This window comes from Acetivibrio sp., from assembly GCF_035371925.1.
Lineage (GTDB): Bacteria > Bacillota > Clostridia > Acetivibrionales > Acetivibrionaceae > Hungateiclostridium.
Window position 1 is genome coordinate 22601 of record NZ_DAORXT010000012.1, and the last position, 24424, is coordinate 47024.

A 24424-nucleotide genomic window follows, 5' to 3' on the forward strand; every position below is an offset into this window, starting at 1 on the left:
ATAAATAAATTTTATCGGGGTACTTCCAAATTTTAGACACGAAGTAAAAAGACCATTTTTCTTTTGTGCGAAAAACAGAAGATTGCTTTGAAAGTTAATAAGAATATAATGGAGATTATCTGTTAAAAATAATCGTTTATTGTTTCCACGGCGTTATACTCAATAATCTTCTCACCGTATTCATTTAAATAGCCTTCGTAAAAGTTGGTGTTTATAACTTTAGTTCCGAACTCATTTAAAATATGCTCAAACGACTTTAAATTCTCAACAGACCAGGAATTTTTGGTAAGCATAAGGTAATAAACCCCTTTTAGCCTGTAAAGGGTGCTTTCGCCCGAGTATATGTGCGTAAGTTTCCGACACAAGAGGCATAAATCATCGAAATTGCTGAAGAAATACATGATTACGGAAGAGGAAACCCTGCAATTCTTCCTTTTAACCCGAAGATCGGACCTTTTAAATCTGTTTTTTATATATTTCTGAATAGACTCGAATTCACCGTCTTCATCCAGCTTTGTAATAATGATAACAAAGCCTTCTTCGGAATCCGGGATGGCTTCAACACATATCTGGGAATCGGAGGCATCGAAACCGAACTGCATTTCTGCCTGTTCCATCATATCCCAGAATAATTCCTGAGCTGCCGGTGTATTATAATTGATGGTATCTAAGTCTATGTTTCTTTCGAGTAAATCGTCAATGGAGATAGTTACTTTAATTTTATTTTCGTTTATTCTCTCAATTTTCATAAGTATCACCAGAATTCTTTGTAAAATTATATACCCTTATATATATTATACTTCTAATAAATGAAAAAGAGAAGTATAAAAAAATTAACAACATATAAAATCTTTAATTAGAAATCTATATAAATTGTGTTAACAAAAAGTGGCATAAATAAAAAATATTATTGTCAGAGGTAGATAAAAAATACAAAGTGAAGAAATACTTCATGCGGATGAAAAAAAAAAGCTGTTTTGCAAACGGTTTTTATTCAAATAATAAATATGATTTTTACTTAATACTTGAATATTATCCTATGCAAAGAATAATTTAAAAATTATGAATATTGCCGAGGGGATGAAAATATGGGGAATATTATAGATAAAACTCAATCAAAGGAAATTAACAGTTTATTGCCGGAAATTGTATATAATCAGGAAAAAGATTTTTACCGCGCTATTGGGGGAGAATTACGGCTGAAAGCGGAAGGCTTGTTTAAAAAAGCGAAGGAAAAGGGAATTTCCATTGAAGATGTTTCGATTAACATCTTGAAGGAAAATCGTGCGGAGTTTCCAGGCCTTGGGGAAGTGGAGCTTCCGACATTTATTGTAAAAATTAGGGGCAGGGATATGACCAGCGGACAAATCATAGTTGACGGAAAGCAAATTGACTACTACAACCGATACCAAAAATATGTTGCCCAAAGAATAGAAGAGAAAAATACGCTAAAAGACGGAAGCGGCAAAGAAGCCAAAAGTGGCAAAAGGGGTATTGTAAAAGAAAATCCGGAATTTGCCCTTACTGACTGGGAGAAATTTAGAATTGCCAAGGATATTATTGACGATAAGGAATTTGGGCTTGAAAAGACTATAACCGGGGCATGCGACAGGATAATAAGGAAACTCATGGGAGAAAACGATTGGCTTGCCCCCGAAGAAGCAAGGCTTCTTGATGAGGAGTTTAATTTTGTCCAGAACAGTATACAAAAAGGGCAGGAGAAAAAACAAACAGGTTTGGTGCAAAAAAAGAAAGCAACTCCAAGACAAATTAATTATTTTAAACAGAGAATAAAAAACATGGGTATGAATCCCGACGACCCCGGGGTTTTGTCAAGGATTTTTGACGAGGTTGGGGTTGAACCGGCGGATGTTGACGAATTAAGTATTGGAGACATGAGCAGGATAATAGAAAGCTTGAACAGTTTTGCCAACAAAATCAGGGGAGAAAATGAGAATACGGGAGAAATTACCGAGCAGTAAAAATTGCTATTTAAAACCCATGACTGCTATTGTATAATCAGCAAAAACAAATATATAAAAAAGTATATAAGAGTTAATAGATTTGTAACAAGAAATTAATCAAAAAAATTCATATTTTGTTGAAATAGGACAGTATGTATGATTATAATATATTATATGCCTAAGGTTATATTACAGCTAGGTTGGAAGGTTCTGCTTAATATCAAATTTGATTTCACTGTAAATGTAAAAAAATAGGTTTGTTTGTATGAGGTGGATATGATACGAATTGTTCTGGCTTCTGCATCACCTAGAAGATCTGAGCTGTTACGGCAGTTAGGGCTTGAGTTTGAGGTTGTTTTGTCGGATATAGATGAAAGCAACAAAGAAAATCTTAAAGCAGATGAACTGGTACAGCATCTTGCATATAAAAAGGCGCTTGATGTTGCGAAAAAATTGGAAAGTAGAGACAGCGGAAAAAATAGGTATCTGGTTATCGGTGCAGATACTGTAGTTGTTAAAGATGGAATATTGGGAAAGCCTAAAGACAGGGACGATGCCGTAAGGATGTTAAAGCACCTTAGCGGGAGCTGGCATGAAGTGATGACAGGTATAGCGATAATTGATACAAAAGACTTTAAAAGCGAAAAAAGTGTAGAGGTTACCAAAGTCAAGATGAAGGAGTTGTCGGATGACACTGTTTTGGCATATGTTGATTCAAAAGAGCCTATGGATAAGGCAGGGGCTTACGGTATCCAGGAAAAGGGAGCCATACTTGTGGAACGAATAGAAGGCTGCTATTTTAATGTGGTGGGCTTGCCGCTGGCAAGACTTTCCGATTTGCTGAAAGGTTTTGGAGTATCTGTGTTTTAAAAAAAATTCAGGCTAAAACCGTATTTGGGTATTACAAAAGATAAATTGGAATTGTTCGGGAGGAGAAAATAATGGGTTTTTTTACAAGAGACATAGGAATCGATTTGGGAACTGCAAATACGTTGGTTCATGTTAAAGGCAAGGGAATTATAGTAAGAGAACCGTCTGTGGTGGCAATAAATACAAAGAACGGTGAAATACTTGCGGTGGGTGATGCCGCAAAGGAAATGATAGGAAGAACGCCGGGAAACATAGTGGCAATAAGGCCCATGAAGGACGGAGTTATTGCAGATTTTGAAGTAACTCAAAGCATGCTGAAGTACTTTATAAAAAAGGCCATGTCAAAAGGGGTGTTTGGGAAGCCCAGGGTTGTTATCTGTGTTCCGTCGGGGGTTACAGAAGTTGAAAAAAGAGCAGTTGAAGAGGCTACCATCCAGGCCGGCGCAAAAGAGGCTTATCTTATTGAAGAGCCTATGGCGGCAGCTATAGGAGCAAATCTTCCGGTTGAGGAGCCTTCGGGAAGCATGGTTGTCGATATCGGAGGTGGCACCAGCGAAGTTGCGGTTATTTCCCTTGGAGGTATTGTTACAAGCAAGTCTTTAAGAATTGCCGGAGATGAGCTGGATGATGCTATTGTACACTACATTAAAAAAGAATATAATTTAATGATAGGAGAGAGAACTGCTGAAGAAATCAAGATGAATATAGGTTCTGCCTATGTTAGAGCTAAAGAAGATTCTATGGAAATAAGAGGAAGGGATCTTATTACAGGACTTCCCAAGAATATAGTCATTACATCGTCAGAAGTAATGGAAGCTATAAAAGAACCGATAAACTCCATAGTGGAAGCTATTAAATTTACTTTGGAAAAGACACCTCCGGAGCTTGCGGCTGATATAATGGACCGGGGAATAATGCTAACTGGTGGAGGAGCTTTATTGAGCGGGTTGGACAGACTCATTCACGAAGAGACGGGAATGCCTGTAACCATAGCAGAGAATCCTTTGGATTGTGTGGCCATGGGATCCGGAAAGGTGCTTGAAGACATAGAAACATTAAGAAAGGTGTTAATTTCTCCTAGAAAACCTAGATAGAAGGGAGATAATTTCTTTGCGTTTTTTTAAAAACAAACTGTTTATATTGCTGACGATAACGGTGGCAATTTTGATTATAATGGGGCTGTCTGCCAGAAAAAACAGCAAGATAAATTCTGTCAGCAATGTTCTTACTGTTGTATTAAGTCCCTTTCAGGAGTTTATAAACTATATTGGGGACAGAGTAGAGGGGTCTGCCAAGTACTTACAGGATATAGAGGCCTTAAGTCAGGAAAATGAAGCGCTGAAGGCGCGGATTAACGAGCTGGAAAAAGAGGTAAAGGAGCTTTCCGATTATAGGGAAAAGAACAAAGAGCTCAAAGAGGCATTGAATATAAAGGACCAATTTAGTGATGTGGAGTTCCTGGGTGCCAATATTATTGCCAAGGACATGGGAAACTGGTTTAACACTTTTACCATAGACCGGGGAATAACTGACGGTGTTACTGTCGATTCTGCCGTAATAACAAAGGATGGGCTTGTGGGGAGAGTGATAAGTACCGATATTTTCTCCTCGAAGATAATTACAATTATTGACGAAGACAGTACGGTAAGTGCAAGAGTTTCGAAAACGAGGGATCTGGTCTTCGTCAAAGGCGATTTGGAGCTTAAGAATCAGGGACTATGCAGGCTCGACAATATTTTTCCCGATATGGACATAGCGGTTGGCGATACAATAGAGACCTCAGGATTGGGAGGAATATATCCGAAAGGTATTATTATAGGCAAAGTCAAGGAAGTCAGGCGTAAAACCAACGACCTCAACAGGTATGCAATTATCGAACCGGCCGTTGATTTTAAGAGGCTTGAAGAAGTGTTTGTCCTTGAAAACAAAAATAATTATGAAAAAGTAGGCGAAGACAACCAATGAGGGTTAAAGTAATTTCATACGCTGTTCTTATGTTTATTTTAGCATTAATTCAGTCAACAGTTTTGGAAAGTATCAGTGTATTCAATGTCAAGCCGAATTTGTTGTTAATATTGACTGTTTCAGCAGCACTTTTAGGCAATAATGTTGAAGGTGCTGTAATTGGTTTTTTGTGTGGATTGACTCAGGATATGCTTTCCGGAAGGGTTTTGGGTTTTTATGCTCTATTGGGGCTCTATCTTGGACTTGTAATATCTTTTATTAATAAAAGATTGTATAAAGAAAATGTTTTGGTGGCAATTTTCACGACTTTTATTTCTTCAATAATATATGAATTTACTGTTTATTTTCTGAGTATGTTTTTTAGAGGCTCTTTACAGCTGGTTTTTCCGTTTAAATATGTAATTTTGCCCGAGGCCGTTTACAATAGTGTAGTAGCGATTGTTATTTTTTTGATAGTTTTGAAGATAAACCGTTGGTCTAATGAAGTAGAGAAGCTTTCAAGGCGTTATTAGTGCCTTGACAAAGTTTTTTACCGTATTGTTTACGATAATGAGTAAAATAAGTACATGGGGGTTTCCCGGACGTCGGATAATTAAACGGAGGGTTCAAGTATGGGTGAGAAGAAGCCGGAAGACAAGATAGGCGAAAGATACAGAATTATGGTAATTTGCTTTACTCTGATTTTTGCCGTAATCGTAGCTCAATTGGTAAACCTTCAGATTATTAATGGGGAGTACTATGATGAACAATCCCAGACAAAGCTTTTGGCAGAGAGGGATATTATTGCCCCCCGGGGGAAAATTGTCGACAGAAACGGTGTACCAATTGCTGTTAATAGGATGGGATATACTGTAAAAATTGCAAAAACCAGCATGACTGAAAGTCAAAAAAATGAAATGATATTAAAACTCATAAATATATTTGAAAAAAACGGCGATTCCTATGAAAAGAATTTAAGCTATTACCTTACGTTCAACCCTATAGCTTTTGGCTCTAGAAACCAGTCTGAGGATGCGCTTCAAAGATGGAAAAAGGACATGGTTGTAAAAGCGGATGATATGAAGCTTTTAGAAACCCCGGACGATGTTTTCAAATATCTTAAAAAGAAATTTTTCATTGATGAAAAATACACCGATGAAGAAGCATACAAGATAATGACTATAAAATATGACATGCTGATAAAAGGTTATTCCGCCACCAATCCCTTGCTTGTTGCCAAGGATGTTAAAGCTGAAACTGTTGCCCAGATAGAAGAGAGGAGTCATGAGTTTCCGGGAGTTCTTATTGACATAATTCCTCAGAGAAAGTATGTGGATGCCAGTTGGGTAGCTCATGTATTAGGGCATATAGGTGCTATAAGTGAGGATGAGTATAAGATTTATAAGGACAACGGTTACACCCTTAATGATATGATTGGAAAGGAAGGAATTGAGAAGACTCAGGAAAGTCAGCTTAGGGGTATAAACGGAAAGAAAAGAGTTGAGGTTGACACCAACGGAAGGCTCACAGCAGAGCTTAGCAGCGAGCCTGCAATACCCGGCAATGATGTTGTTCTTACAATCGATATGAGACTTCAGAAAGCAGCGATTAAGTCCCTGGAGGAGAATATTGAAAGAATCAAATCCAAGGCTGATTATAAAAAGAACTTTGGAGATGCTTTTGCCGGAGCGGCTGTTGCCATTGATGTAAACACCGGAGAAGTACTGGCTATGGCAAGCTATCCTACTTATGACCCGTCTGTATTTTTGGCCGGAGCGCAGGACAAAGAGGCTCAGGATACGATAAATGCTCTTTTGAATGATGAAAAGAACAAGCCTTTGTTCAACCGGGCCATAAAGGGAAGTTACGCTCCCGGATCCACGTTCAAACCGCTGAGCAGCATTGCAGGACTTGAGACAGGGGCAATAACTCCCCAAGACAGCTATATCACCGATAGGGGAACTCATGTAATAGGAGGTTGGACGTTTAAGTGCATGGAGTATCCCACATATGGCCATGGAAAAATCGACGTTGTAAGGGCTTTGGCTACTTCATGCAATATCTATTTTCACGAGCTTGGAGTAAAGACGGGTATTGACAATATAGACCTATGGGCAAAAAACTTTGGGCTTGGCGAATATACAGGCATTGAGCTGCCTTGGGAACAGAAGGGGATCAGGGCAAACAAGCAGACCAAAAAGGAGATTAGGAATGACGAATGGAGACCTGCGGATACGGCTCAAACTGCCATTGGGCAGTTTGACAATGCATTTACTCCGATACAGTTGGCAAATTACGTCAGTACCTTGGCAAACGGAGGCAAAAGATACAAGCCTCATGTAGTAAAGGAAATACGCAAATATGACGGTTCAACGGTTCTAAAGAGCGAGCCTGAATACGAGAAACTGCCTATAAAAGAGGAAACAATGAAAATTGTTCATGAGGGTATGTTGGCTGTTGCAAATACCGAAGACGGAACAGTAAATCAGCTTTTTTCCGATTTTCCCTTTAGAGTCGCGGGAAAAACCGGTACTCCGGAGACGGGATTCGAGCATTTGGGTCAATCGTCAAACGGTGTGTTTATTGCTTATGCTCCGGCCGACAATCCGAAGATTGCCGTGGCGGTAGTGATAGAGCATGGTGTCTGGGGTTCGGAGGTTGCACCTGTGGCTAAGGATATACTAAGGGAATATTTTGGTGTGAACAATGAAAGTCTGCCTAAAGACAAAATTGCTACCGATAAACCAAGCTTTACACGTTAACTTGAATATTCGCTATATACGGGATGTATAATAGAGATAAATTGACACGATATTGGAGGTTACTTAAATGAGTGAGGGTAGTGTTATTTTCAAGGGGTCATTAAACTGGCTTACTATTATAATGAGGGAAGAAGAAGACTACGATTCGATACTTAAGCAAATTGAGGAGAAAATAGCTTCATCCGGAAGGTTTTTTAAAGGGGCTACCCTTTCTGTGAAGTATAGAGGGAAGAAGCTGACGAAAGAACAGGAAAGAAAGCTTTTGGAATTGTTGAGGGAAAAAAGCGGAGCAAAAATAAACAGTCTTGAAGAGGATACGGAGGAGCCTGTGAAAGTTCAAACCGAACAAAAGCAGCCCAGACCCCATTTTAAAATCAGAATGAGCAACTATTATTTCAAAGGATTGGAAGAAGGCATTACAAAGTTTCATAGAGGTACTGTGCGTTCGGGCCAGTTGGTGAGCTTTGACGGAAACCTTGTGATAATCGGGGATGTAAATCCCGGAGGCGAGGTCTGTGCAACCGGGCATGTTATTGTTATGGGTTCGCTTCGCGGCATAGTTCACGCAGGGGCAAACGGAAACAAGGAAGCATTGGTTGTTGCTTTGAATCTGCAGCCTACGCAGCTTAGAATAGCTGATGTAATTACCCGTCCACCGGATGAGAAGGAAACGGTTGGGCAATTTTTCCCGGAATTGGCATATGTCAAGGATGATATGGTATATATTGAAAGGTATTTGCCTGCAAGATAAAAACTCCACAATCTAAAGATGTGTACAAAACATAAAGTACTCTATATGTAAAAATGAAGAATTGACAAATCAAAAAAAGAAATATATAGTTTAATTAAGAGTCTAAAAGGGTTTTGCTTGAAAAGACTTTACCGTAATGGAGTGCTTTTTACTTTCTTTAAGACCGCATGAAAGCTGTTTTGATTATAAATCATACGAGGAGGAAAAAATCTCTTAATCGTTCGAAATTGATTACACGTAGGAGGAATATATATGAGCGAGGTCATTGTAATAACTTCCGGTAAAGGTGGAGTGGGAAAAACCACAACCACTGCAAATATCGGAACCGGATTGGCACTACAGGGTAAAAAAGTAGTTTTAATTGATACCGATATAGGACTTAGAAATCTGGACGTTGTCATGGGTCTTGAAAACAGGATAGTGTACGACTTGGTGGATGTTATTGAAGGTACCTGCAGAATCAAGCAGGCTTTGATAAAGGACAAGCGTTTTGAAGGACTGCATCTTCTCCCTGCGGCACAGACAAGGGACAAGTCTGCTGTAAATCCCGAGGGCATGATAAAATTGTGTGAAGAGTTGAGAAACGATTTTGATTATATTCTTATTGACTGTCCTGCCGGAATAGAGCAAGGATTTAAAAACGCAATAGCCGGAGCAGACCGGGCAATTGTAGTTACAACTCCCGAAGTTTCTGCCGTAAGAGATGCGGACAGGATAATAGGGCTTTTGGAAGCAAACGAGCTTAAAAATCCGAAGCTTCTTATAAACAGGGTAAGACAGGATATGGTAAAGCGTGGCGACATGATGTCGATGGATGATATAATAGATATTCTTGCCATAGACCTGATTGGAGTAGTACCGGATGATGAAAAAATCATTGTTTCCACCAACAAGGGCGAACCTGCAGTTACTGACAACAAATCTGCAGCAGGAGAGGCGTACAGAGCAATTACAAGGAGAATAATGGGCGAGGATGTTCCTTTGCTCAATTTGGGATCTGAAGATGGGTTTATGTTTAAAATCAAAAAGTTTTTAGGGTTAAAAGTAAATTGAGAGGATGAGACCTATGTTGCTAGATTTATCGAAATTATTTGGCAAATCCAAAAATTCAAAGGATCTTGCCAAGGAAAGGCTTAAGCTGGTGCTGATTCACGACAGAGCAAACGTTTCTCCTCAGTTTTTGGAGATGGTAAAAGGGGAAATTATCAAGGTCATCTCCAATTATATGGACGTGGATGAAGACTCACTGGATATCCAGATGACACGGACAAAGAGTGAAGATGGAGACTCGGTTGTACCTGCGTTGGTTGCAAACATTCCTATTAGAAGCGTCAAAAACAGCGGCAAATAAAATATTGGATGGGTTCTTATGAATATTGCGTTAATTGCTCATGACAAGAAAAAAGAATTAATGGCTTCATTTTGTATTGCCTACAGGAGTATACTGAAAAATCATACTCTTTTTGCAACGGGTACAACAGGGGCAATGATAGTTGAGGCTACTGGACTCAATGTTCATAAGTTTTTACCTGGGCTTATGGGTGAACAGCAGATTAGTGCCAGAGCAGCCTATAATGAATTGGACTTGGTTATTTTCTTCAGAGATCCCATTAGCGCCAAATCCGATGAACCGGACATTCACTCATTGTTAAGAGAATGTGATATTAATAACATACCCTTTGCCACAAATTTGGGTACGGCTGAAATGCTCATAAGAGGTCTTGAAAGAGGGGACCTTGATTGGAGAGAACTTATTAAAAAATAAGGCGGCATTAAAAAGGACTCCGGCACAAAAAGGCCGGGTCCTTGTGAAGTTTTGCATTTATTCAAGTCTTGCTTCCAGTTCGTCATACACCTGTTCCGGGGTCATTCCGGCAGCATCGATAATAATTGCGTCTGTTTCGACATCATCTATTCCAAGCATATTTGTATCTAAACCTGTTACCACAAAAGCGTCAAACTCATCAATGAGGCTTGATATTTCTTCTGCATCTGTAAAATCGATATTTTCAACTTCATATCCTTTTTCCGAAAGAAATTCTTCTATAGGTGTCAGGTTTTCTTCTATTGCAATTCTGGGCTTCACAATTCCACCTCCTAATGCTAAATTCCTTGTTGCTCACAAATGTTAGAAAGCAGCATCATTTAATATTATCTCAATTGAAATTATCAAATATAATTGGAAATAAATTGAGATTCGATTTGGTGTAATATTCTAAGTGCAACCAAAATATAATCAAAATATAGCGAGGCAATAAGATGTCCTCTTTGAATTTTTGCATTGCCGGAAAGTAAAAACAATACTTTACAAAGGATGTGCTTGGTGTGGATGATATTGTTTTCAGACAAAGATATCCTAGGTATAATATACAGCAAAGCCCGAGAAAGTCGCGAAGAAGCAAGAGGAGAAGAGGGAACGGGGAAAGACTTAACTTTGCACAAAAGATTGCGATTAAGACTATTGTATGTGTCTTTATTCTTTTGGTGTCAGTAATTATAAAGAATATCGATTCACCGGTTACTAATTATTGTAAAGAAAAGATAAAGGGTATGCTGTCCTATAATGTTGACATTAAAAGTGTGTTTGGCAGTATTGACGGCTTTTTGGAAAATGCCAGAAATAATAGAGAAGGTGCTAATGAAGACAGTATTGTCAAAGAAGACAATGACAAGCCGAAAAAATATGAGAATGTGGAAGAGGACGACATGTATGTCAAAGCTGTCGAAAGTATTTCCACAACCGATGAGACGGAAATCAAAACAGAGTCTTTGGATAAAAAAGATACAGACAGTCAAGATTTCGATAATTCCTTTATCATACCTGTAGGCGGCATAATTGGAGCATTGCACGGTGAAAGAATATACACGGCTGAAGGTGCGGAAGAAATCCATCAGGGAATAGATATCAAGGCTTTAAAGGGGACTCCTATAAAAGCTGCCGCAAAAGGAGAAGTAATAGAAACCGGAGAAAGCCAAGCATACGGAAAGTACATAAAAATCAAGCATGGGGAAGAAATAATATCGATTTATGCCCATTGTTCGGAGCTCTTGGTAAACAAAGGGCAGAGCGTTGCAAAAGGCGAGGCAATTGCAAAAGTGGGAAATACAGGTACTTCCCAGGAACCTCATCTTCATTTTGAAGTATGGGAGAAGGGAAACGCAGTAAATCCCCTTGATTTCATGCAGTCTCCCTCAAATTAGAATTAAGACGAAAATAATCCTAAATATGAAATGGGGATAATCATATTTTTATCAAAGTTATAAAAAAACCGTTTGAAATCAAGGTTTATCCTGTTTTTTTCCTGCTGGTCGCAATAATGTATTGCAATAATTATTTGACAGAGTATTTATTGATTTTTTTTTCTATGGTAATTCACGAAGCGGCCCACATTACTGCGGCAGTACTGCAAAAAAGAGTTCTTGTTTCGGTTGCGGTCACACCTGCCGGATTAAACGCTGTTATTGAAGAAAATCCGGATATTGAAGTAAACCGTCTTTTGATAAACCTTAGCGGGCCTTTGGCAAATATTTTAATGTTTATTATTTGTATCATAATTGACACATATTATTTTGGCGTTTTGCGTAATATGCGTTTTTTTATCTATGCCAATATTTGCCTTGCAATATTTAACATGCTCCCGATACTGCCTCTAGATGGCGGGAGGATTTTGAAAGATATTCTTGTTTCCAGACTGGGCCTGATTAAAGGATGCAAATACGCAAGGAGGCTGTCTTTAGTATTTTCGGCTTTACTTATGGTTCTGGGAGTTTTCCAATATATAATCAGTAAATATAATTTCAGCTTGATTTTAATTGCTGGATATATGCTATATTTCCAAAAAAGTGACAGACCGGGGGAGATATTAATGAATTTCAAGAACCTGCTTTTTAAACGCTCAAGATTTCTAAAGAAAGGAATCTATCCGGGGAGGGAATTGGTAGTGCTGGAATCTACGCGTTTGGGGGATCTGATAAGGAGCATGGACTTTGACAGATTTCATATTATATATGTTGTTAATGAAAACATGCGTGTAGTGAGGGTATTTACCGAACAGGAAATCATGGACAATATAATGAAATATAATGCGGACATAAGCTTCAAGGATTTGATGGAAACTATTGATTGAAATAAATTAAAAGGGTATATGCAAAATAACCTGTACATACACCCTTTTGGAATTATCTTAACAATCCTGTGTTTATAAGAATTTCCCTGGTGGATTTGGGCCTGTTCATTGTGAGAAGGTGTATGCCGGCCACACCATTATCGATTAAATCGCGTATTTGATTGCTTGCGTATTCAATACCGGCCTTTCGCATATCTTCATCATTATGACCGTACTTGTCCATCATTATTACCAGCTTTGCGGGAAGGGATGCACCGCAAAGGGATGTAATGCGTTTAATCTGGTCTGCCTTGAATATCGGCATTATTCCCGGAGTGATTGGGCATGTAATTCCTATTGAAGATGTTTTGTCAAGAAAATCATAGAATATCCTATTGTCGAAGAATAATTGCGTTACAAGGAAATCAACTCCGGTGTCAACTTTTTGCTTAAGATATAATAGGTCATCCTTAAGACGTTTGCTGTTAACATGACCCTCCACATAAGCGGCAGCAGCTATGCAGAAGTTGTTGTTTTTTCTTATGTGGGCAATAAGTTCGCTTGCATACTGAAAAGCATTTTTGCCAAAATCAAAATCCGGTTGATTTGCCGGAGGGTCCCCTCTTAGAGCAAGGATATTTTCAAGGTTGTGCTTACGAACGGACTCTAAGAGCATATCTATTTCATTTTCGGAATGGCCGACACATGTCAAGTGTGCCATACTTTCTATGCCGTATTCATTTTTGATTTTGGATGCTATATCAATGGTTCTGTCCTTTGCGCTTCCTCCCGCTCCGTATGTAACACTGATAAAGTCAGGTCTTAGTTCTTTGAACTGCTCTAGAGTACCGAATATGGACTCAATGGGGGTATCAAGCTTTGGAGGAAAGATTTCAAAAGAAATAACTGGTTTCTTTTTTTTGAACAAATTCACTAAGTTCATAATTGACCTCCGGAAGAAAGAATCTTGTATTATTAAAATCGATGTGTGGCTTTTTAAAATTAATATTATTATTGTATTGTTAGAATAATTATAGCACAGAGCCTTGAGCTGTCAAGTTTGGGAAAAAAAGATATTGCTCGGCAATGCAATTATTTTTATATTGAAAATTTGCATACAGAATTTTATTAAATTAATTTTTTATTTAATATTTTTTAGAAAATATATGCGTACTATAAGAAACTAATAGTTGAAGTTTTAGGGTATAATAGTTTATAATGCTCATATAACTATATTTATTTTTATTACAGGAGGACTAAAATGCAGGGAATCAGAATAAAGTGGGGTAATGTTATAATATTTTTACTCGTAGTTGCTGCAGCCTTTGCCGCCTTTTATTTTAAGGATCTTCCGGGGAACGGGGGTTCTAATAAAGGGGGAAATGATGGAAACGTGCAGGGGTGGATTCCCAGTCCGACAGATGATGACATTTTTGATGAGATATTTGGCGACTATATCATACCTTCAGATGATGAATTTACTGTGGGGTTGGATAGTTGGATTGGGGGAACACCGATTTTAATCGGATTGAGCAGAGGTTACAACGATGACTATTCTTTGGATTTGAATATAAAATACATATCTGCTGACAGTGACAGAATACAGGCGTTGAGCGAAGGTAGAATTCATGCTACCGAGATGTCTCTTCCGTCTTTTATGAGATTTCAGGAGCAATATCCTGATTCGGCAGTGATAGTAGGTATTACGGATTTTTCCCGTGGAGCCGATGGTATTGTTGCAAAATCGGAAGTAAAAGATTTAAATGACATGGAAGGCAGAAGGGTATCCTATGTTGCAAACGGTACCGGTAAATTTATATTAAATAAATTCTTGCGTCTGGTCGGTTTAAGATATCAGGATATAGAGCCGGTTGAAAGGGAAGACATGTCGGAAGTAATCGAAGATTTAAAATCGGGATATTCGGATCTTATCGTATCATGGAGTCCCGATATGAATGTTGCGGTAAATGAAATAAATTCTAGGAAGCCCGGCTCGGTCAAGGTCCTTATAAATACCAAAGAAGTACCTGACTTGGTGCCTACGGTATTGGTTGTCAATAAAGATTATGCCGAATTAAATCCTAAAAAGGTAGAGGATTTCCTCAGGACTTGGTTTGCCGCTTCAAAATATATAATAGAAAAGCCTGACAGGGCTTATGAAAAGCTTTCGGAATTGATGAGTGAGAATGAGGAATACGGGCCGGTTAGCAAAGAAGAAGTAGAAGCATCTTTCAAAGATATAAAACTTATGTCGCTGAATGACAACTTGGAATATTTTGGTATAAATGGCAGCAAAGACAGGCTCAGTTCAATAATAAACGATACGGTTGAAACATGGAAAAGATATGGGGATATGAGTAAAGGTTTTGTTGCGTCAGATTATGTATTTAGCAGCGACTATTTGGAAAAACTGAATAATGACGAGGAACTTTTGGTGGGAGTTGTTGATACGGAAACTTCTGAAAGCAACGGGCAGACAGACGGTGAGAAGAAGGTGTTTAAGGAGCAGAACGAGCAAAGTATAGAGCGGAACACCGAGAGAGTGGCAAAAGTGGATATTCCGCCTGTATATTATGATTCGGGAAAGGCTACGGTTAAATCGGAATCCATACCTGTTCTCGATGAAGTTTTGGATATACTTTCGCAATTTCCGGAATATTATCTTATTGTTGATGCCCACACGGACTCTGTCGGAAGTGATGAAGCAAATCTAAAGCTGTCAAAGGATAGAGCAACGGAGGTTAAGAAATATTTAGTGCAAAAAGGTGTGGATGAGAATAGAATAGTTACAAGAGGCTGGGGAGAATACAGGCCTGTGGTTTCAAACGAGCTTACCGAAGAGGACAGGGCAAAAAACAGAAGGACGGAATTTATTCTGACCAGGGAGATTCAGAATTAACAGTGTTTTGGAGTATTTTGATGTGCTGATTATAAATTTGGAGGGAAAGTATGGCTTATGAAATTTAAAATGTTTATTAAGGCAGCTACAAAATTTAAAAATATTCTTTTACTTGCTGTAGTACTTGGGGTATTCTTAACGACTCAAAACTTACCTTTCTTTTTGATAGGAGCTGCGGCTTATATATACTTTATGTACCAGACTCTAACTGACCCCAAGTTTGTGAAAGAGTTTAATGCGGACGTACAGATTGAAGGCATACAGGAGCTTAATGAGGAATGCAACAGACTCTATCAAAATGCCTTTAGAGCTCTGCCGGGAGGAATGAGGGAAAGGATCAGGAATGTCTATAAAGAGAAGCAAGCTCTGGTGATGTATTACGTTCAAACCAACAGTGATCCCATAAAACAGAGTATTGTGGAGCAGGCCTTAAATCTTGTTATTGTTTATTTTAAGCTGATGATGAACTATAATATGAGAATCCGCGAAATAAATTCTGTCAATGCTCAAAAGTTCATAGAACGAATAAACGCCAACAAAAAGAAACAGGAATTTCTTACCAACCCGAAGGCTGTAGAAGATTTGCAGAGGGCTGTGGAGCTTGATGAAAAGATACTTGAAAGAATACAAAACCAAAAAATCGAACTGGAAATGATAAGCTCCAAACTGGACTATATTGAGAGTGCCATACTTATGTTCAAACATCAGATTGTATCCAACTCAAACGCGGATCCTATCGTTGAGGATATTGACAATGTGATAAACGAGGCAATTGCTTTAGATAACGTATTGACATCCCACAGAAACGAGAAACTAAGGCTGTGATTAGATGCTTAAGAGGAGGAAGTTTATGATAAACTTTACTTTTGAGAATCCTACGAAGATAATATTCGGCAGAGGAACGGAGCTAAAGGTTGGGGAAGAAGTTAAAAAATACGGCAAAAAAGTGCTGCTCCATTATGGAGGAGGCAGCATAAAAAAGACCGGTTTGTATGATAGAGTGATTGATTCTCTCAGACAGGCAGGGGTTGAGGCGGTTGAGCTTGGAGGTGTCATGCCCAATCCGAGACTTGGACTTGTAAACGAGGGTATAAAAATCTGCCGTGAAAAGGGAATTGATTTTATTCTGGCGGTAGGCGGCGGCAGTGCCATCGATTCGGCTAAAGCCATAGCAGTCGGTCTACCGTATGACGGGGATGTGTGGGACTTTTTCAGCGGCAAGGCCCAACCGAAAGAAGCCCTTCCCATTGGTGTGGTTTTGACCATACCCGCGGCAGGAAGTGAGGCAAGTCCCAACTCTGTAATAACCAAAGAAGACGGGCTTTACAAGAGGGGAATGTATTCGAAATTGATAATGCCCGTATTTTCAATTATGAATCCGGAATTGACCTATACACTTCCCGAATATCAGACAGCGTGCGGTACTGCTGATATTATGGCGCATATAATGGAAAGATATTTTACGAATGTAACCCATACGGATTTAACGGACAGACTCTGTGAGGCAACGCTTAAAACTATGATTAAGAATGTGCCCATTGCTTTGGAGGAGCCGGACAACTATAATGCAAGGGCGGAGATTATGTGGGCAGGTACAGTTGCGCACAATGGGCTTTTGGGTACTGGAAGGATTGAGGACTGGGCATCCCATAATATCGAGCATGAAATCAGTGCGATTTACGATGTGGCCCATGGAGCCGGTCTTGCGGTGGTATTTCCGGCATGGATGAAATATGTTTACAAGAATAACTTGGATAGGTTTGTACAATTTGCCGTAAGGGTTTGGAACGTGGAAATGAATTTTGAGGAGCCGGAAAGAACGGCCTTAGAAGGTATAGAGCGACTCAAGCAATTCTTTAAAAAGATAGGTCTTCCCGTTTCATTAAAGGAAATGAACATAGGGGACAACAGGTTGGAGGAAATGGCATCAAAATGCACGAACGGCGGAAAATCCACAATTGGAAACTTCGTGAAGCTCAATCGTGAAGATGTATATAATATTTTAAAGCTTGCAAGATAAACCCAATGAATTTAATATTAGATTAAAATATAAAGAGGACGTTTATGTCCTCTTTATATTTTTTCGGCGATGAGAAACTTAATTTTTAAGCCTTGCTCTAAAAACATTCTTTCATGCTCTGTTTCGATATTATCTTCAAAGCCGCTTGCATGCAAGTCCTCAGTTAGATAATTGATATGAAAGCCGCATTGTTCAAAATAACGTATAGAATCCTGAAACAACGCCGTATCATCGGTTTTAAACCGGATTTGCCCGTTGGGAATCAGGAATGCTCTGTACTGGTTTAACTGGTTTGGGTGCGTAAGTCGCCTTGTCTTGTGCGAATTTTTAGGCCAAGGGTTGCAAAAATTTATATAAATTCTGCTGATTGCATCGTTCTCATCCAGCATTTTATGAATGAGCATTATTTCGTGGGCCATAAGCCGGATATTTCGTGTCTCGGCGTTAATCAAACCATATTCCTGTTCAATTTTCTGTTTTGCCAAAACCAGCACCTCATCTTTAATATCAACGGCAATAAAATTTTTATCGAGATTGGAAGAGGCAAGCTTTGAAATAAAACCTCCTTTGCCGCATCCAAGCTCCAACCATATCTCGTTGGAGTTGCCGAATACCTCACGCCATTTCCCTTTGTATTCCGTTGGGTTGACAACAAAAAAGCTGCATGCTTCCAATGCCGGTCTTGCCCATGGTTTCTTTCTCAGTCGCATATCATTACCTCGCTATTAATCTGAAATTATGTTGGAGTTTATAGTCTTTATTTATGAAAGCTATCACTCAAATTATTTTAAGGCGGTTTGAATAAAAATGCAACCTATTAATTTAATTAGTATATCCAAAGTTTTTTAAGATAACCTTTAAAAAAGATTTAAATGCCCTTGCGGAAAAATTGATGAAGAAATAGAATTATAAATAAGATAGAAGTGAAATACTATAGAAATAAAGGACAAGGAGTGGGACAATGTTGGAAAGACTTAGCATAAGAACGCCGTCAAGAACAGCTATGATTGATATAACTTCAAAGATTCAGCAGGTTGTGGAAAGGTCCGGGGTAAAATCCGGAATATGTACTGTTTTTGTTCCCCATACCACGGCCGGAATTACAATAAATGAAAATGCAGACCCGGATGTGGTATCGGACATTTTGATGGAGATAAATAAAATTGTTCCTTTTGATGACGGTTATTCCCACGGAGAAGGCAATTCTGCGGCCCATATAAAGGCAAGCCTGTTTGGCTTTTCGCAGCAGGTAATTATTGAAAACTCAAGACTTTTGCTGGGTACATGGCAGGGCATATATTTTTGTGAATTTGACGGGCCGAGAAACAGGGAAGTATATGTAAAGATAACCTCCTGACGGTTAATAAATCCCAATATTTATAAGTAGTTTTTTTAGCTTAATATTCCTTGACTATAGGGAACGGTTGTGATATATTTTACTTAAAATTTGAATATACCCAAAATTGATTTATCTTCAGGGATAGGTGAGATTCCTTACCGGCGGTAGACAGTATTGACTGTGAGCCCGCGAGCCGATTTGGTTGATCCGGTCAAAGTCCGGAGCCGACAGTGAGATGTATTTTCTAAATACATTAAGTCTGGATGGGAGAAGATAAGGTGTTATTTTTTGTTTAGAAGTGACGCTCCCTGGGAAGATATCTCAAGGGAGCTTTGATTTTACGTTTTAATTTAATATAGTTTAAACAGGATGAATGGTGATTAACGTGAGTGAAAATGAGTTTTTCATGAGTAGGGCCATCAAACTTGCGAAGCTTGGATGGGGGAAAACCAATCCCAATCCTTTGGTGGGAGCGGTTATTGTCAAGGATGGAAGGATAATTGCAGAAGGTTATCACACAAAGTTGGGCTGCCCCCATGCTGAAGTGGAGGCATTTAACAATGCAAAGGAGGACGTATCCGGAGGCACTTTGTATGTTAACTTAGAGCCGTGTTCCCATTTTGGCAGGACTCCCCCCTGTGCTCAAAAGATTATTGATATGGGTATTAAAAAAGTGGTTGCGGCTATAAAGGACCCAAACCCGAAAGTGTCGGGAAGAGGCTTTAAAATGCTTCAGAACGCAGGAATTGAGGTTGAAGTAGGGGTTCTTGAGGAAGAGGCGATAAGGCTTAACGAAATATTTATAAGCTACATTGTAAGAAAAAAGCCTTTTGTAATTTTAAAAACGGCAATGACTTTAGACGGCAAGATAGCCACAGCTTCAGGAGATTCCAAATGGGTGACGGGAGAAAAAGCAAGAAACCTTGTCCATGTCGTAAGAGACAGGGTTGCAGCAATTATGGTGGGGATTAATACCGTGTTAAAGGATAATCCGTATCTTACCACAAGACTTCCCGACAAGGAAGGAAGCGACCCTGTAAGGATAGTTGTGGACAGCAAAGGCTCAATTCCCCTTGACTGCAATGTTATAAATTCTACTTCCAAAGCGGGAGTTATACTTGCCACTACCTCACGTATTGACAAGGAAAAGGAAAAGATGCTAATCGACAAAGGGGTAAAGATAATTAAAGCTGACGGCAGTGACGGAAGAGTGGACCTTGGGGTTCTTATGGATGAGCTTTACAAGCTTGAAATTGACAGCGTATTGTTGGAAGGTGGAGGAACGCTGAACAGCTCTGCTATTTCGTCCGGGATAGTAGACAAGGTAATGTGTTTTGTTTCTCCAAAGATAGTTGGCGGGGAGAATGCTCCCACATCTGTTGGAGGAATTGGAGCTTTAAGAATGTGTGAAGCCATAGGCGTAAAAAATATAAGCGTTGTAAAAGTGGGAGAAGATATACTTTTGGAAGGATATATACCGGGGCAATAGATGCTTGCCACAGAAAAGATTTTTTTAGATTAAATTGCTATAAAGATAAAGGGATTTTAATCAGGAGGAAACTGTGTTTACAGGTATAGTGGAAGAAATTGGCTTGGTGAAGGAAATAATTTACGGCAGCAAGTCTATAAAATTGGCTATAAAGTGTGAAAAAATTTTGGATGATGTAAAGGTTGGAGACAGCATAGCTGTAAACGGCATCTGTCTTACGGTGACATCCCTTGATAAAGGTGCCTTTACTGCGGATGTTATGCCCCAGACTATGAGAAAGACAAATTTGGGGAACTTGAGAGCGGGAGAAAAGGTGAATCTTGAAAGAGCTCTAAGGCCTGTTGACAGGATGGGTGGGCATATTGTCAGCGGTCATATTGACGGTACCGGGATGATATTGTCCAAAGAAGAGGAGGACAATGCCATTTGGCTTGAGATTTCCGCGCCTTCGGACATATTGAAATACATTGTGTTAAGAGGCTCGGTTGCCTTGGATGGTGTCAGTCTTACTGCTGCATATGTGGATGAAAACAGCTTTAAGGTTTCCCTCATTCCTCATACTGCATCGGTTACAATATTGGGGTCAAAAAAAATTGGCGACAGAATAAATATTGAATGTGACATGCTGGGAAAGTATGTTGAGAAGCTGATGGGCCTAAATTCTCCTCAAAATGAAGAAAAAAAGGCTTTGACTGTGGATTTTTTACGAGAGCACGGATTTGCATAAATTCAATATACAAAGATGATTATTCTAGGAGGCGTTTTTATGAAATTTGATACAATCGAATCCGCTATAGAAGATATTCGACAGGGAAAAATGGTTGTGGTGGTTGACGATGAGGACAGAGAGAATGAAGGCGACTTGCTTATGGCAGCCCAGACGGTTACACCGGAGCATGTAAATTTTATGGCAACATACGGAAGGGGTATGATTTGTGCTCCAATAACTGAGGCCAGAGCTAAGGAATTGGGACTGGAATTAATGGTGACGAAAAACAGCGAGCGCATGAGAACAGCCTTTACGGTGACAGTGGATCATAAAAGCACCACTACCGGTATTTCGGCTTTTGAAAGAGCAAAAACAATGAAGGAGCTTTCAAATCCCGATGCCAAGCCTGAGGATTTTGTAAGACCCGGCCATGTTTTTCCCTTGATTGCAAAAGACGGCGGAGTACTTAAGCGCGCAGGCCATACCGAAGCTGCGGTGGACCTTGCGAGATTGGCAGGACTCTACCCTGCGGGTGTAATATGTGAAGTTATGAATGATGACGGAACCATGGCAAGAGCACCGCAGCTTATAGAGTTTTCAAAAAAACACGGGCTAAAGATAATTACCATAGCAGACCTTATAAAATACAGAAGAAACAACGAAAAGTTGATAAAAAGAGCGGCGGAGGCAAAGCTTCCCACGGACTATGGGGATTTTAAAATAGTTGCCTATGAAAACGCTATAAACGGAGAGCACCATGTGGCCTTGGTAAAAGGAGATGTGGCAAATTCTGATGAACCTGTAATGGTGAGAGTGCATTCCGAGTGCCTTACGGGAGATGCATTTCATTCCTTAAGGTGTGATTGCGGTGAACAGCTCAATAGGGCTATGGAAATGATAGGAAAAGAAGATAAGGGCGTACTTTTATATATGAGGCAGGAGGGCCGTGGAATTGGGCTTATAAACAAGATTAGGGCATATGAGCTTCAGGATGAAGGCAAGGATACTGTTGAAGCCAATGTGCTTTTGGGATTTCCTCCCGACCTTCGGGAATACGGTATAGGTGCACAGATATTATGTGACCTTGGGATAAAGAAAATAAGACTTCTTACCAACAACCCCAAAAAGCTGATCGGACTTGGGGGGTATGGACTGGAGATAGTTGAAAGAGTGCCCATTGAGATAAAAGAAAACTCAGTTAACAGTTTCTACTTAAAAACCAAGAAGGAGAAAATGGGGCATTTGTTAAACGGTATAAACACAATAGAACATCAGGAGGGAAAATTAGATGGCAATTAAAACAAATGAAGGAAAACTTATAGCTTCAGGTTTGAAATTCGGAGTGGTTGTAGGACGTTTTAACGAATTTATCGGCAGTAAGCTCTTAGGAGGAGTAATTGACGGACTTTTAAGGCATGGAGCATCCGAAGAGGATATTGAAATTTCATGGGTTCCGGGGGCTTTTGAAATACCTCTTGCAGCTCAGAAGATGGCAAATTCAAAGAAATTTGACGCCATTATTTGCATAGGTGCCGTTATAAGGGGTTCAACACCTCATTTTGACTATGTGTCCAGCGAAATGTCAAAGGGAATTGCAAAAGTATCGCTGGATACGGGAATTCCGATAGCTTTTGGAGTTCTTACCACGGACACCATCGAACAGGCCATTGAAAGAGCGGGAACCAAAGCAGGAAACAAAGGCTATGATGCAGCAATTACGGCAATTGAGATGGCAAATTTGCTTAAGATGATATAAAAACAGCGCAAGAAGGGCCTTTTAAAAAAGACCCTTCTTTTTATTTTTAATTTTTATATATAACGTGTCATTGTTCTTCTTTAAACTTTTTAATAAATTCCTCCTGCTCTTTTTTCAAAAGAATCAGGTATTTCTTTAAAAGATTCGGGGTATGTACATCGGTATAATTGATTTTCAAACCATATTCGTAATTATATTCATCTTTTACCTTTCTGATGATAGTAGCTTTTAAATGTATGGGAATCTCGGCACGAATATCGAATTTAAGCTCCTGAAACAATGGAAAATCTTCTTTTGTGTGAATCATCATTCCGTTGAAGCTGATATTTTTTATGATGGTAAGATACTTTTTGGTGGACTGGCCGATTCGGGCTTCTGCGTACAATGACACTGGAAATCTTACAAAAAGTCTTTTGTTTGATGTTGTCTCGTAATTGTCGATTTTAAGCTCCAAAGTGTTTTGCTGTTTGTCTGTATTTAAGGTTGTACAGCTGGAGATATAAACATTATTCTCCGATTCGGAACCGAGAACTACAGGGTCTCCTTTTGAACAGTTGAGAAGAGCGACATCTTCCATGAGCTTTAAAAGTATCACGTTGTTGTTTGACTCGAGCACCAGACTTTTAAAAAGCTTTGTACCGGAAAAATGACGTATAGATACGAGATCGCCAACTCTTATTTCCATGTTTATCACTCCATTATTCAAAGAAGTTTATCGATTTATTTATAAATCGCAAGTTTATTGAACGAACAGCTAAAAATCACCAAATTCAGAAAGCCTGTAATACTTATAATACACCATAAAATGCAAAAGAACAATAAAACATTTAGTAAATCCGGCTGTACATTGCATGAAAATATGATAAAAAGACAAAGTATTAATTACATTATAACATTAATTGAGAATGATTAACATATATATTTTATTTTTTTTAAAATTTATGCTATAAAAAAAGCGAAAAAAAAAGTGAAAAATTTCTTTTAATAAATCCTTGACAAAAAACTTTGATACAGGTATAATAACTCTTGCGAATTGGTTGTGCGGGTTTAACTCAGCGGTAGAGTGTCACCTTGCCAAGGTGAAAGTCGCGAGTTCAAATCTCGTAACCCGCTCCAAATTTTATGTCAGGATAGCTTGAAAAAGTTATCCTGACAATAATTAATTCTTTTTGAGGGAATTAAAAAATATTTGCGGGTGTAGTTCAATGGTAGAACATCAGCCTTCCAAGCTGATTGCGAGGGTTCGATTCCCTTCACCCGCTCCAAAAAAAATTATGTATACAAATTATACATAATTTTTTTTTGCATATCATCTATACCCTGCTAAAAAATATATCTATTTTCCTTTTTAAAAATATTGAAATCTTATACTTATAATGGTATAATATATATAGAATTAATTGCTTTTGCTCATATATGTATAAATGCAATATTTCTTATGATAATGTCAAACTCTCTTCATTGTATAGATTCCGGTTGCAGTAGTTCTTAGGGCTTCCTATACTTTGGTAAAATGTTAATACTTTTTATAGAATTTTTGGCTTAATGCAATCTAAATATTAGGATATTGTATTAAAATTATAGTATGTATACGCTATATATATTCTATAATTTTAATTACAATAAATGTTTTACCGGGTCAGGCCAATCCATTAAATTATTTTAAGGGGGTTATTAAAATGTCAAAAGGGAAAATTTCATTTCTACTGGCTGTTTTGCTCCTTGTCACTGCCTTTTTGCCGGCAGCAGCGTTTGCTGAGACCTGAATTTTGCAGTTAGAAGAGGGAAAAAGAGCCCATAACCACGCTAAAATAG

25 protein-coding genes, 2 tRNA genes and 1 riboswitch are annotated in these 24424 nt (G+C 38.8%); of the genes, 22 read left to right on the forward strand and 5 right to left on the reverse strand.

Annotated elements, in window-relative coordinates:
* Positions 1-122: 122 nt before the first annotated feature.
* Positions 123-749: an adaptor protein MecA gene (locus tag PLH43_RS03140; protein ID WP_324360007.1), complete on the reverse strand. Its 627-nt coding sequence runs from the start codon at positions 747-749 to the stop codon at positions 123-125.
* Between the two features lie 339 nt (positions 750-1088).
* On the opposite strand from PLH43_RS03140, the gene PLH43_RS03145 reads away from it, so the two are divergent.
* The 10 genes from PLH43_RS03145 to PLH43_RS03190 all read left to right on the forward strand — a co-directional run bounded on the left by PLH43_RS03145 (position 1089) and on the right by PLH43_RS03190 (position 10056).
* Complete coding sequence (locus PLH43_RS03145) at positions 1089-1982, forward strand: hypothetical protein (protein WP_324360008.1); 894 nt, start codon at positions 1089-1091, stop codon at positions 1980-1982.
* Between the two features lie 258 nt (positions 1983-2240).
* Positions 2241-2834: a Maf family protein gene (locus PLH43_RS03150; RefSeq protein WP_324360010.1), complete on the forward strand. Its 594-nt coding sequence runs from the start codon at positions 2241-2243 to the stop codon at positions 2832-2834.
* 71 nt (positions 2835-2905) lie between these two features.
* The gene (locus tag PLH43_RS03155) at positions 2906-3928 is read left to right on the forward strand and encodes a rod shape-determining protein (protein WP_324360012.1); all 1023 of its coding nucleotides are present in this window, start codon (positions 2906-2908) and stop codon (positions 3926-3928) included.
* Positions 3929-3944: 16 nt separating this feature from the next.
* Positions 3945-4799 (forward strand): rod shape-determining protein MreC, encoded by an 855-nt coding sequence (mreC, locus tag PLH43_RS03160; protein WP_324360015.1) that lies wholly within the window; start codon positions 3945-3947, stop codon positions 4797-4799.
* Positions 4796-5311 (forward strand): rod shape-determining protein MreD, encoded by a 516-nt coding sequence (gene mreD / locus PLH43_RS03165; protein ID WP_324360017.1) that lies wholly within the window; start codon positions 4796-4798, stop codon positions 5309-5311. Before mreC ends, mreD begins: the two co-directional genes overlap by 4 nt.
* A 99-nt stretch (positions 5312-5410) precedes the next feature.
* Complete coding sequence (mrdA, locus tag PLH43_RS03170; protein ID WP_324360019.1) at positions 5411-7540, forward strand: penicillin-binding protein 2; 2130 nt, start codon at positions 5411-5413, stop codon at positions 7538-7540.
* Between the two features lie 67 nt (positions 7541-7607).
* The gene (minC, locus tag PLH43_RS03175; RefSeq protein WP_324360021.1) at positions 7608-8291 is read left to right on the forward strand and encodes a septum site-determining protein MinC; all 684 of its coding nucleotides are present in this window, start codon (positions 7608-7610) and stop codon (positions 8289-8291) included.
* 252 nt (positions 8292-8543) lie between these two features.
* Complete coding sequence (minD, locus tag PLH43_RS03180; RefSeq protein ID WP_324360023.1) at positions 8544-9344, forward strand: septum site-determining protein MinD; 801 nt, start codon at positions 8544-8546, stop codon at positions 9342-9344.
* A 13-nt stretch (positions 9345-9357) separates the two neighbouring features.
* On the forward strand, positions 9358-9642 hold the full coding sequence (gene minE, locus PLH43_RS03185) for a cell division topological specificity factor MinE (RefSeq protein WP_324360025.1): 285 nt from the start codon (positions 9358-9360) through the stop codon (positions 9640-9642).
* A gap of 18 nt (positions 9643-9660) precedes the next feature.
* Entirely contained in the window at positions 9661-10056 is a 396-nt protein-coding gene (locus PLH43_RS03190) for a methylglyoxal synthase (RefSeq protein WP_324360027.1), read from the forward strand.
* Positions 10057-10113: 57 nt separating this feature from the next.
* Here PLH43_RS03190 and PLH43_RS03195 read toward each other — a convergent pair whose 3' ends face one another.
* Positions 10114-10377 (reverse strand): YkuS family protein, encoded by a 264-nt coding sequence (locus tag PLH43_RS03195; RefSeq protein WP_324360029.1) that lies wholly within the window; start codon positions 10375-10377, stop codon positions 10114-10116.
* A 239-nt stretch (positions 10378-10616) separates the two neighbouring features.
* On the opposite strand from PLH43_RS03195, the gene PLH43_RS03200 reads away from it, so the two are divergent.
* A complete protein-coding gene (locus tag PLH43_RS03200) occupies positions 10617-11492 on the forward strand; it encodes a M23 family metallopeptidase (RefSeq protein ID WP_324360031.1) in 876 nt (291 codons plus the stop codon).
* 164 nt (positions 11493-11656) lie between these two features.
* Positions 11657-12418, forward strand: a complete 762-nt coding sequence (locus PLH43_RS03205) for a site-2 protease family protein (RefSeq protein ID WP_324360033.1) — start codon at positions 11657-11659, stop codon at positions 12416-12418.
* A gap of 52 nt (positions 12419-12470) precedes the next feature.
* On the opposite strand, the gene metF is transcribed toward PLH43_RS03205, so the two are convergent.
* Positions 12471-13340, reverse strand: coding sequence for a methylenetetrahydrofolate reductase [NAD(P)H] (metF, locus tag PLH43_RS03210; protein WP_324360035.1), 870 nt, complete (start codon positions 13338-13340; stop codon positions 12471-12473).
* 318 nt (positions 13341-13658) lie between these two features.
* Between metF and PLH43_RS03215 the strand changes: the two genes are divergently transcribed.
* From PLH43_RS03215 to PLH43_RS03225, 3 genes are read left to right on the forward strand one after another with little or no spacing between them, the layout of a single operon-like run.
* Positions 13659-15296: a phosphate ABC transporter substrate-binding/OmpA family protein gene (locus tag PLH43_RS03215; protein ID WP_324360037.1), complete on the forward strand. Its 1638-nt coding sequence runs from the start codon at positions 13659-13661 to the stop codon at positions 15294-15296.
* A gap of 57 nt (positions 15297-15353) precedes the next feature.
* Positions 15354-16121, forward strand: coding sequence for a hypothetical protein (locus PLH43_RS03220; RefSeq protein ID WP_324360039.1), 768 nt, complete (start codon positions 15354-15356; stop codon positions 16119-16121).
* A 25-nt stretch (positions 16122-16146) separates the two neighbouring features.
* Positions 16147-17316: an iron-containing alcohol dehydrogenase gene (locus PLH43_RS03225; RefSeq protein WP_324360041.1), complete on the forward strand. Its 1170-nt coding sequence runs from the start codon at positions 16147-16149 to the stop codon at positions 17314-17316.
* 53 nt (positions 17317-17369) lie between these two features.
* Here PLH43_RS03225 and trmB read toward each other — a convergent pair whose 3' ends face one another.
* The gene (gene trmB, locus PLH43_RS03230; RefSeq protein WP_324360043.1) at positions 17370-18026 is read right to left on the reverse strand and encodes a tRNA (guanosine(46)-N7)-methyltransferase TrmB; all 657 of its coding nucleotides are present in this window, start codon (positions 18024-18026) and stop codon (positions 17370-17372) included.
* Between the two features lie 251 nt (positions 18027-18277).
* Here trmB and PLH43_RS03235 point away from each other — a divergent pair, with 251 nt between their 5' ends.
* From PLH43_RS03235 to ribE (PLH43_RS03255), 5 genes are all read left to right on the forward strand, one after another.
* Positions 18278-18673, forward strand: coding sequence for a secondary thiamine-phosphate synthase enzyme YjbQ (locus tag PLH43_RS03235; RefSeq protein WP_324360045.1), 396 nt, complete (start codon positions 18278-18280; stop codon positions 18671-18673).
* A gap of 109 nt (positions 18674-18782) precedes the next feature.
* A riboswitch (FMN riboswitch) is annotated at positions 18783-18934 on the forward strand.
* Between the two features lie 97 nt (positions 18935-19031).
* On the forward strand, positions 19032-20144 hold the full coding sequence (ribD, locus tag PLH43_RS03240; protein ID WP_324360055.1) for a bifunctional diaminohydroxyphosphoribosylaminopyrimidine deaminase/5-amino-6-(5-phosphoribosylamino)uracil reductase RibD: 1113 nt from the start codon (positions 19032-19034) through the stop codon (positions 20142-20144).
* 73 nt (positions 20145-20217) lie between these two features.
* The gene (gene ribE / locus PLH43_RS03245) at positions 20218-20871 is read left to right on the forward strand and encodes a riboflavin synthase (RefSeq protein ID WP_324360047.1); all 654 of its coding nucleotides are present in this window, start codon (positions 20218-20220) and stop codon (positions 20869-20871) included.
* A gap of 39 nt (positions 20872-20910) precedes the next feature.
* A complete protein-coding gene (locus tag PLH43_RS03250) occupies positions 20911-22152 on the forward strand; it encodes a bifunctional 3,4-dihydroxy-2-butanone-4-phosphate synthase/GTP cyclohydrolase II (protein ID WP_324360049.1) in 1242 nt (413 codons plus the stop codon).
* Complete coding sequence (ribE, locus tag PLH43_RS03255; RefSeq protein WP_324360051.1) at positions 22142-22609, forward strand: 6,7-dimethyl-8-ribityllumazine synthase; 468 nt, start codon at positions 22142-22144, stop codon at positions 22607-22609. The genes PLH43_RS03250 and ribE (PLH43_RS03255) overlap by 11 nt, the downstream gene beginning before the upstream one ends.
* A gap of 67 nt (positions 22610-22676) precedes the next feature.
* Here the strand turns inward: ribE (PLH43_RS03255) and PLH43_RS03260 are convergent, their stop codons facing one another.
* The gene (locus PLH43_RS03260) at positions 22677-23294 is read right to left on the reverse strand and encodes a PilZ domain-containing protein (protein WP_324360053.1); all 618 of its coding nucleotides are present in this window, start codon (positions 23292-23294) and stop codon (positions 22677-22679) included.
* Positions 23295-23650: 356 nt separating this feature from the next.
* Here PLH43_RS03260 and PLH43_RS03265 point away from each other — a divergent pair.
* Together PLH43_RS03265 and PLH43_RS03270 are read left to right on the forward strand one after the other, a co-directional pair.
* A tRNA-Gly gene (locus tag PLH43_RS03265) sits at positions 23651-23725 on the forward strand.
* A gap of 75 nt (positions 23726-23800) precedes the next feature.
* A tRNA-Gly gene (locus PLH43_RS03270) sits at positions 23801-23874 on the forward strand.
* Positions 23875-24424: the final 550 nt, after the last annotated feature.

Excerpts from the sequence above, each read along its gene's own strand:
- PLH43_RS03140 (WP_324360007.1), bottom strand. The coding sequence starts at position 749 with ATGAAAATTGAGAGAATAAACGAAAATAAAATTAAAGTAACTATCTCC.
- PLH43_RS03145 (WP_324360008.1), top strand. The coding sequence starts at position 1,089 with ATGGGGAATATTATAGATAAAACTCAATCAAAGGAAATTAACAGTTTA.
- PLH43_RS03150 (WP_324360010.1), top strand. The coding sequence starts at position 2,241 with ATGATACGAATTGTTCTGGCTTCTGCATCACCTAGAAGATCTGAGCTG.
- PLH43_RS03155 (WP_324360012.1), top strand. The coding sequence starts at position 2,906 with ATGGGTTTTTTTACAAGAGACATAGGAATCGATTTGGGAACTGCAAAT.
- mreD (WP_324360017.1), top strand. The coding sequence starts at position 4,796 with ATGAGGGTTAAAGTAATTTCATACGCTGTTCTTATGTTTATTTTAGCA.
- mrdA (WP_324360019.1), top strand. The coding sequence starts at position 5,411 with ATGGGTGAGAAGAAGCCGGAAGACAAGATAGGCGAAAGATACAGAATT.
- minC (WP_324360021.1), top strand. The coding sequence starts at position 7,608 with ATGAGTGAGGGTAGTGTTATTTTCAAGGGGTCATTAAACTGGCTTACT.
- minD (WP_324360023.1), top strand. The coding sequence starts at position 8,544 with ATGAGCGAGGTCATTGTAATAACTTCCGGTAAAGGTGGAGTGGGAAAA.
- minE (WP_324360025.1), top strand. The coding sequence starts at position 9,358 with ATGTTGCTAGATTTATCGAAATTATTTGGCAAATCCAAAAATTCAAAG.
- PLH43_RS03190 (WP_324360027.1), top strand. The coding sequence starts at position 9,661 with ATGAATATTGCGTTAATTGCTCATGACAAGAAAAAAGAATTAATGGCT.
- PLH43_RS03205 (WP_324360033.1), top strand. The coding sequence starts at position 11,657 with ATGGTAATTCACGAAGCGGCCCACATTACTGCGGCAGTACTGCAAAAA.
- metF (WP_324360035.1), bottom strand. The coding sequence starts at position 13,340 with ATGAACTTAGTGAATTTGTTCAAAAAAAAGAAACCAGTTATTTCTTTT.
- PLH43_RS03215 (WP_324360037.1), top strand. The coding sequence starts at position 13,659 with ATGCAGGGAATCAGAATAAAGTGGGGTAATGTTATAATATTTTTACTC.
- PLH43_RS03220 (WP_324360039.1), top strand. The coding sequence starts at position 15,354 with ATGAAATTTAAAATGTTTATTAAGGCAGCTACAAAATTTAAAAATATT.
- PLH43_RS03225 (WP_324360041.1), top strand. The coding sequence starts at position 16,147 with ATGATAAACTTTACTTTTGAGAATCCTACGAAGATAATATTCGGCAGA.
- trmB (WP_324360043.1), bottom strand. The coding sequence starts at position 18,026 with ATGCGACTGAGAAAGAAACCATGGGCAAGACCGGCATTGGAAGCATGC.
- PLH43_RS03235 (WP_324360045.1), top strand. The coding sequence starts at position 18,278 with ATGTTGGAAAGACTTAGCATAAGAACGCCGTCAAGAACAGCTATGATT.
- PLH43_RS03250 (WP_324360049.1), top strand. The coding sequence starts at position 20,911 with ATGAAATTTGATACAATCGAATCCGCTATAGAAGATATTCGACAGGGA.
- ribE (WP_324360051.1), top strand. The coding sequence starts at position 22,142 with ATGGCAATTAAAACAAATGAAGGAAAACTTATAGCTTCAGGTTTGAAA.
- PLH43_RS03260 (WP_324360053.1), bottom strand. The coding sequence starts at position 23,294 with ATGGAAATAAGAGTTGGCGATCTCGTATCTATACGTCATTTTTCCGGT.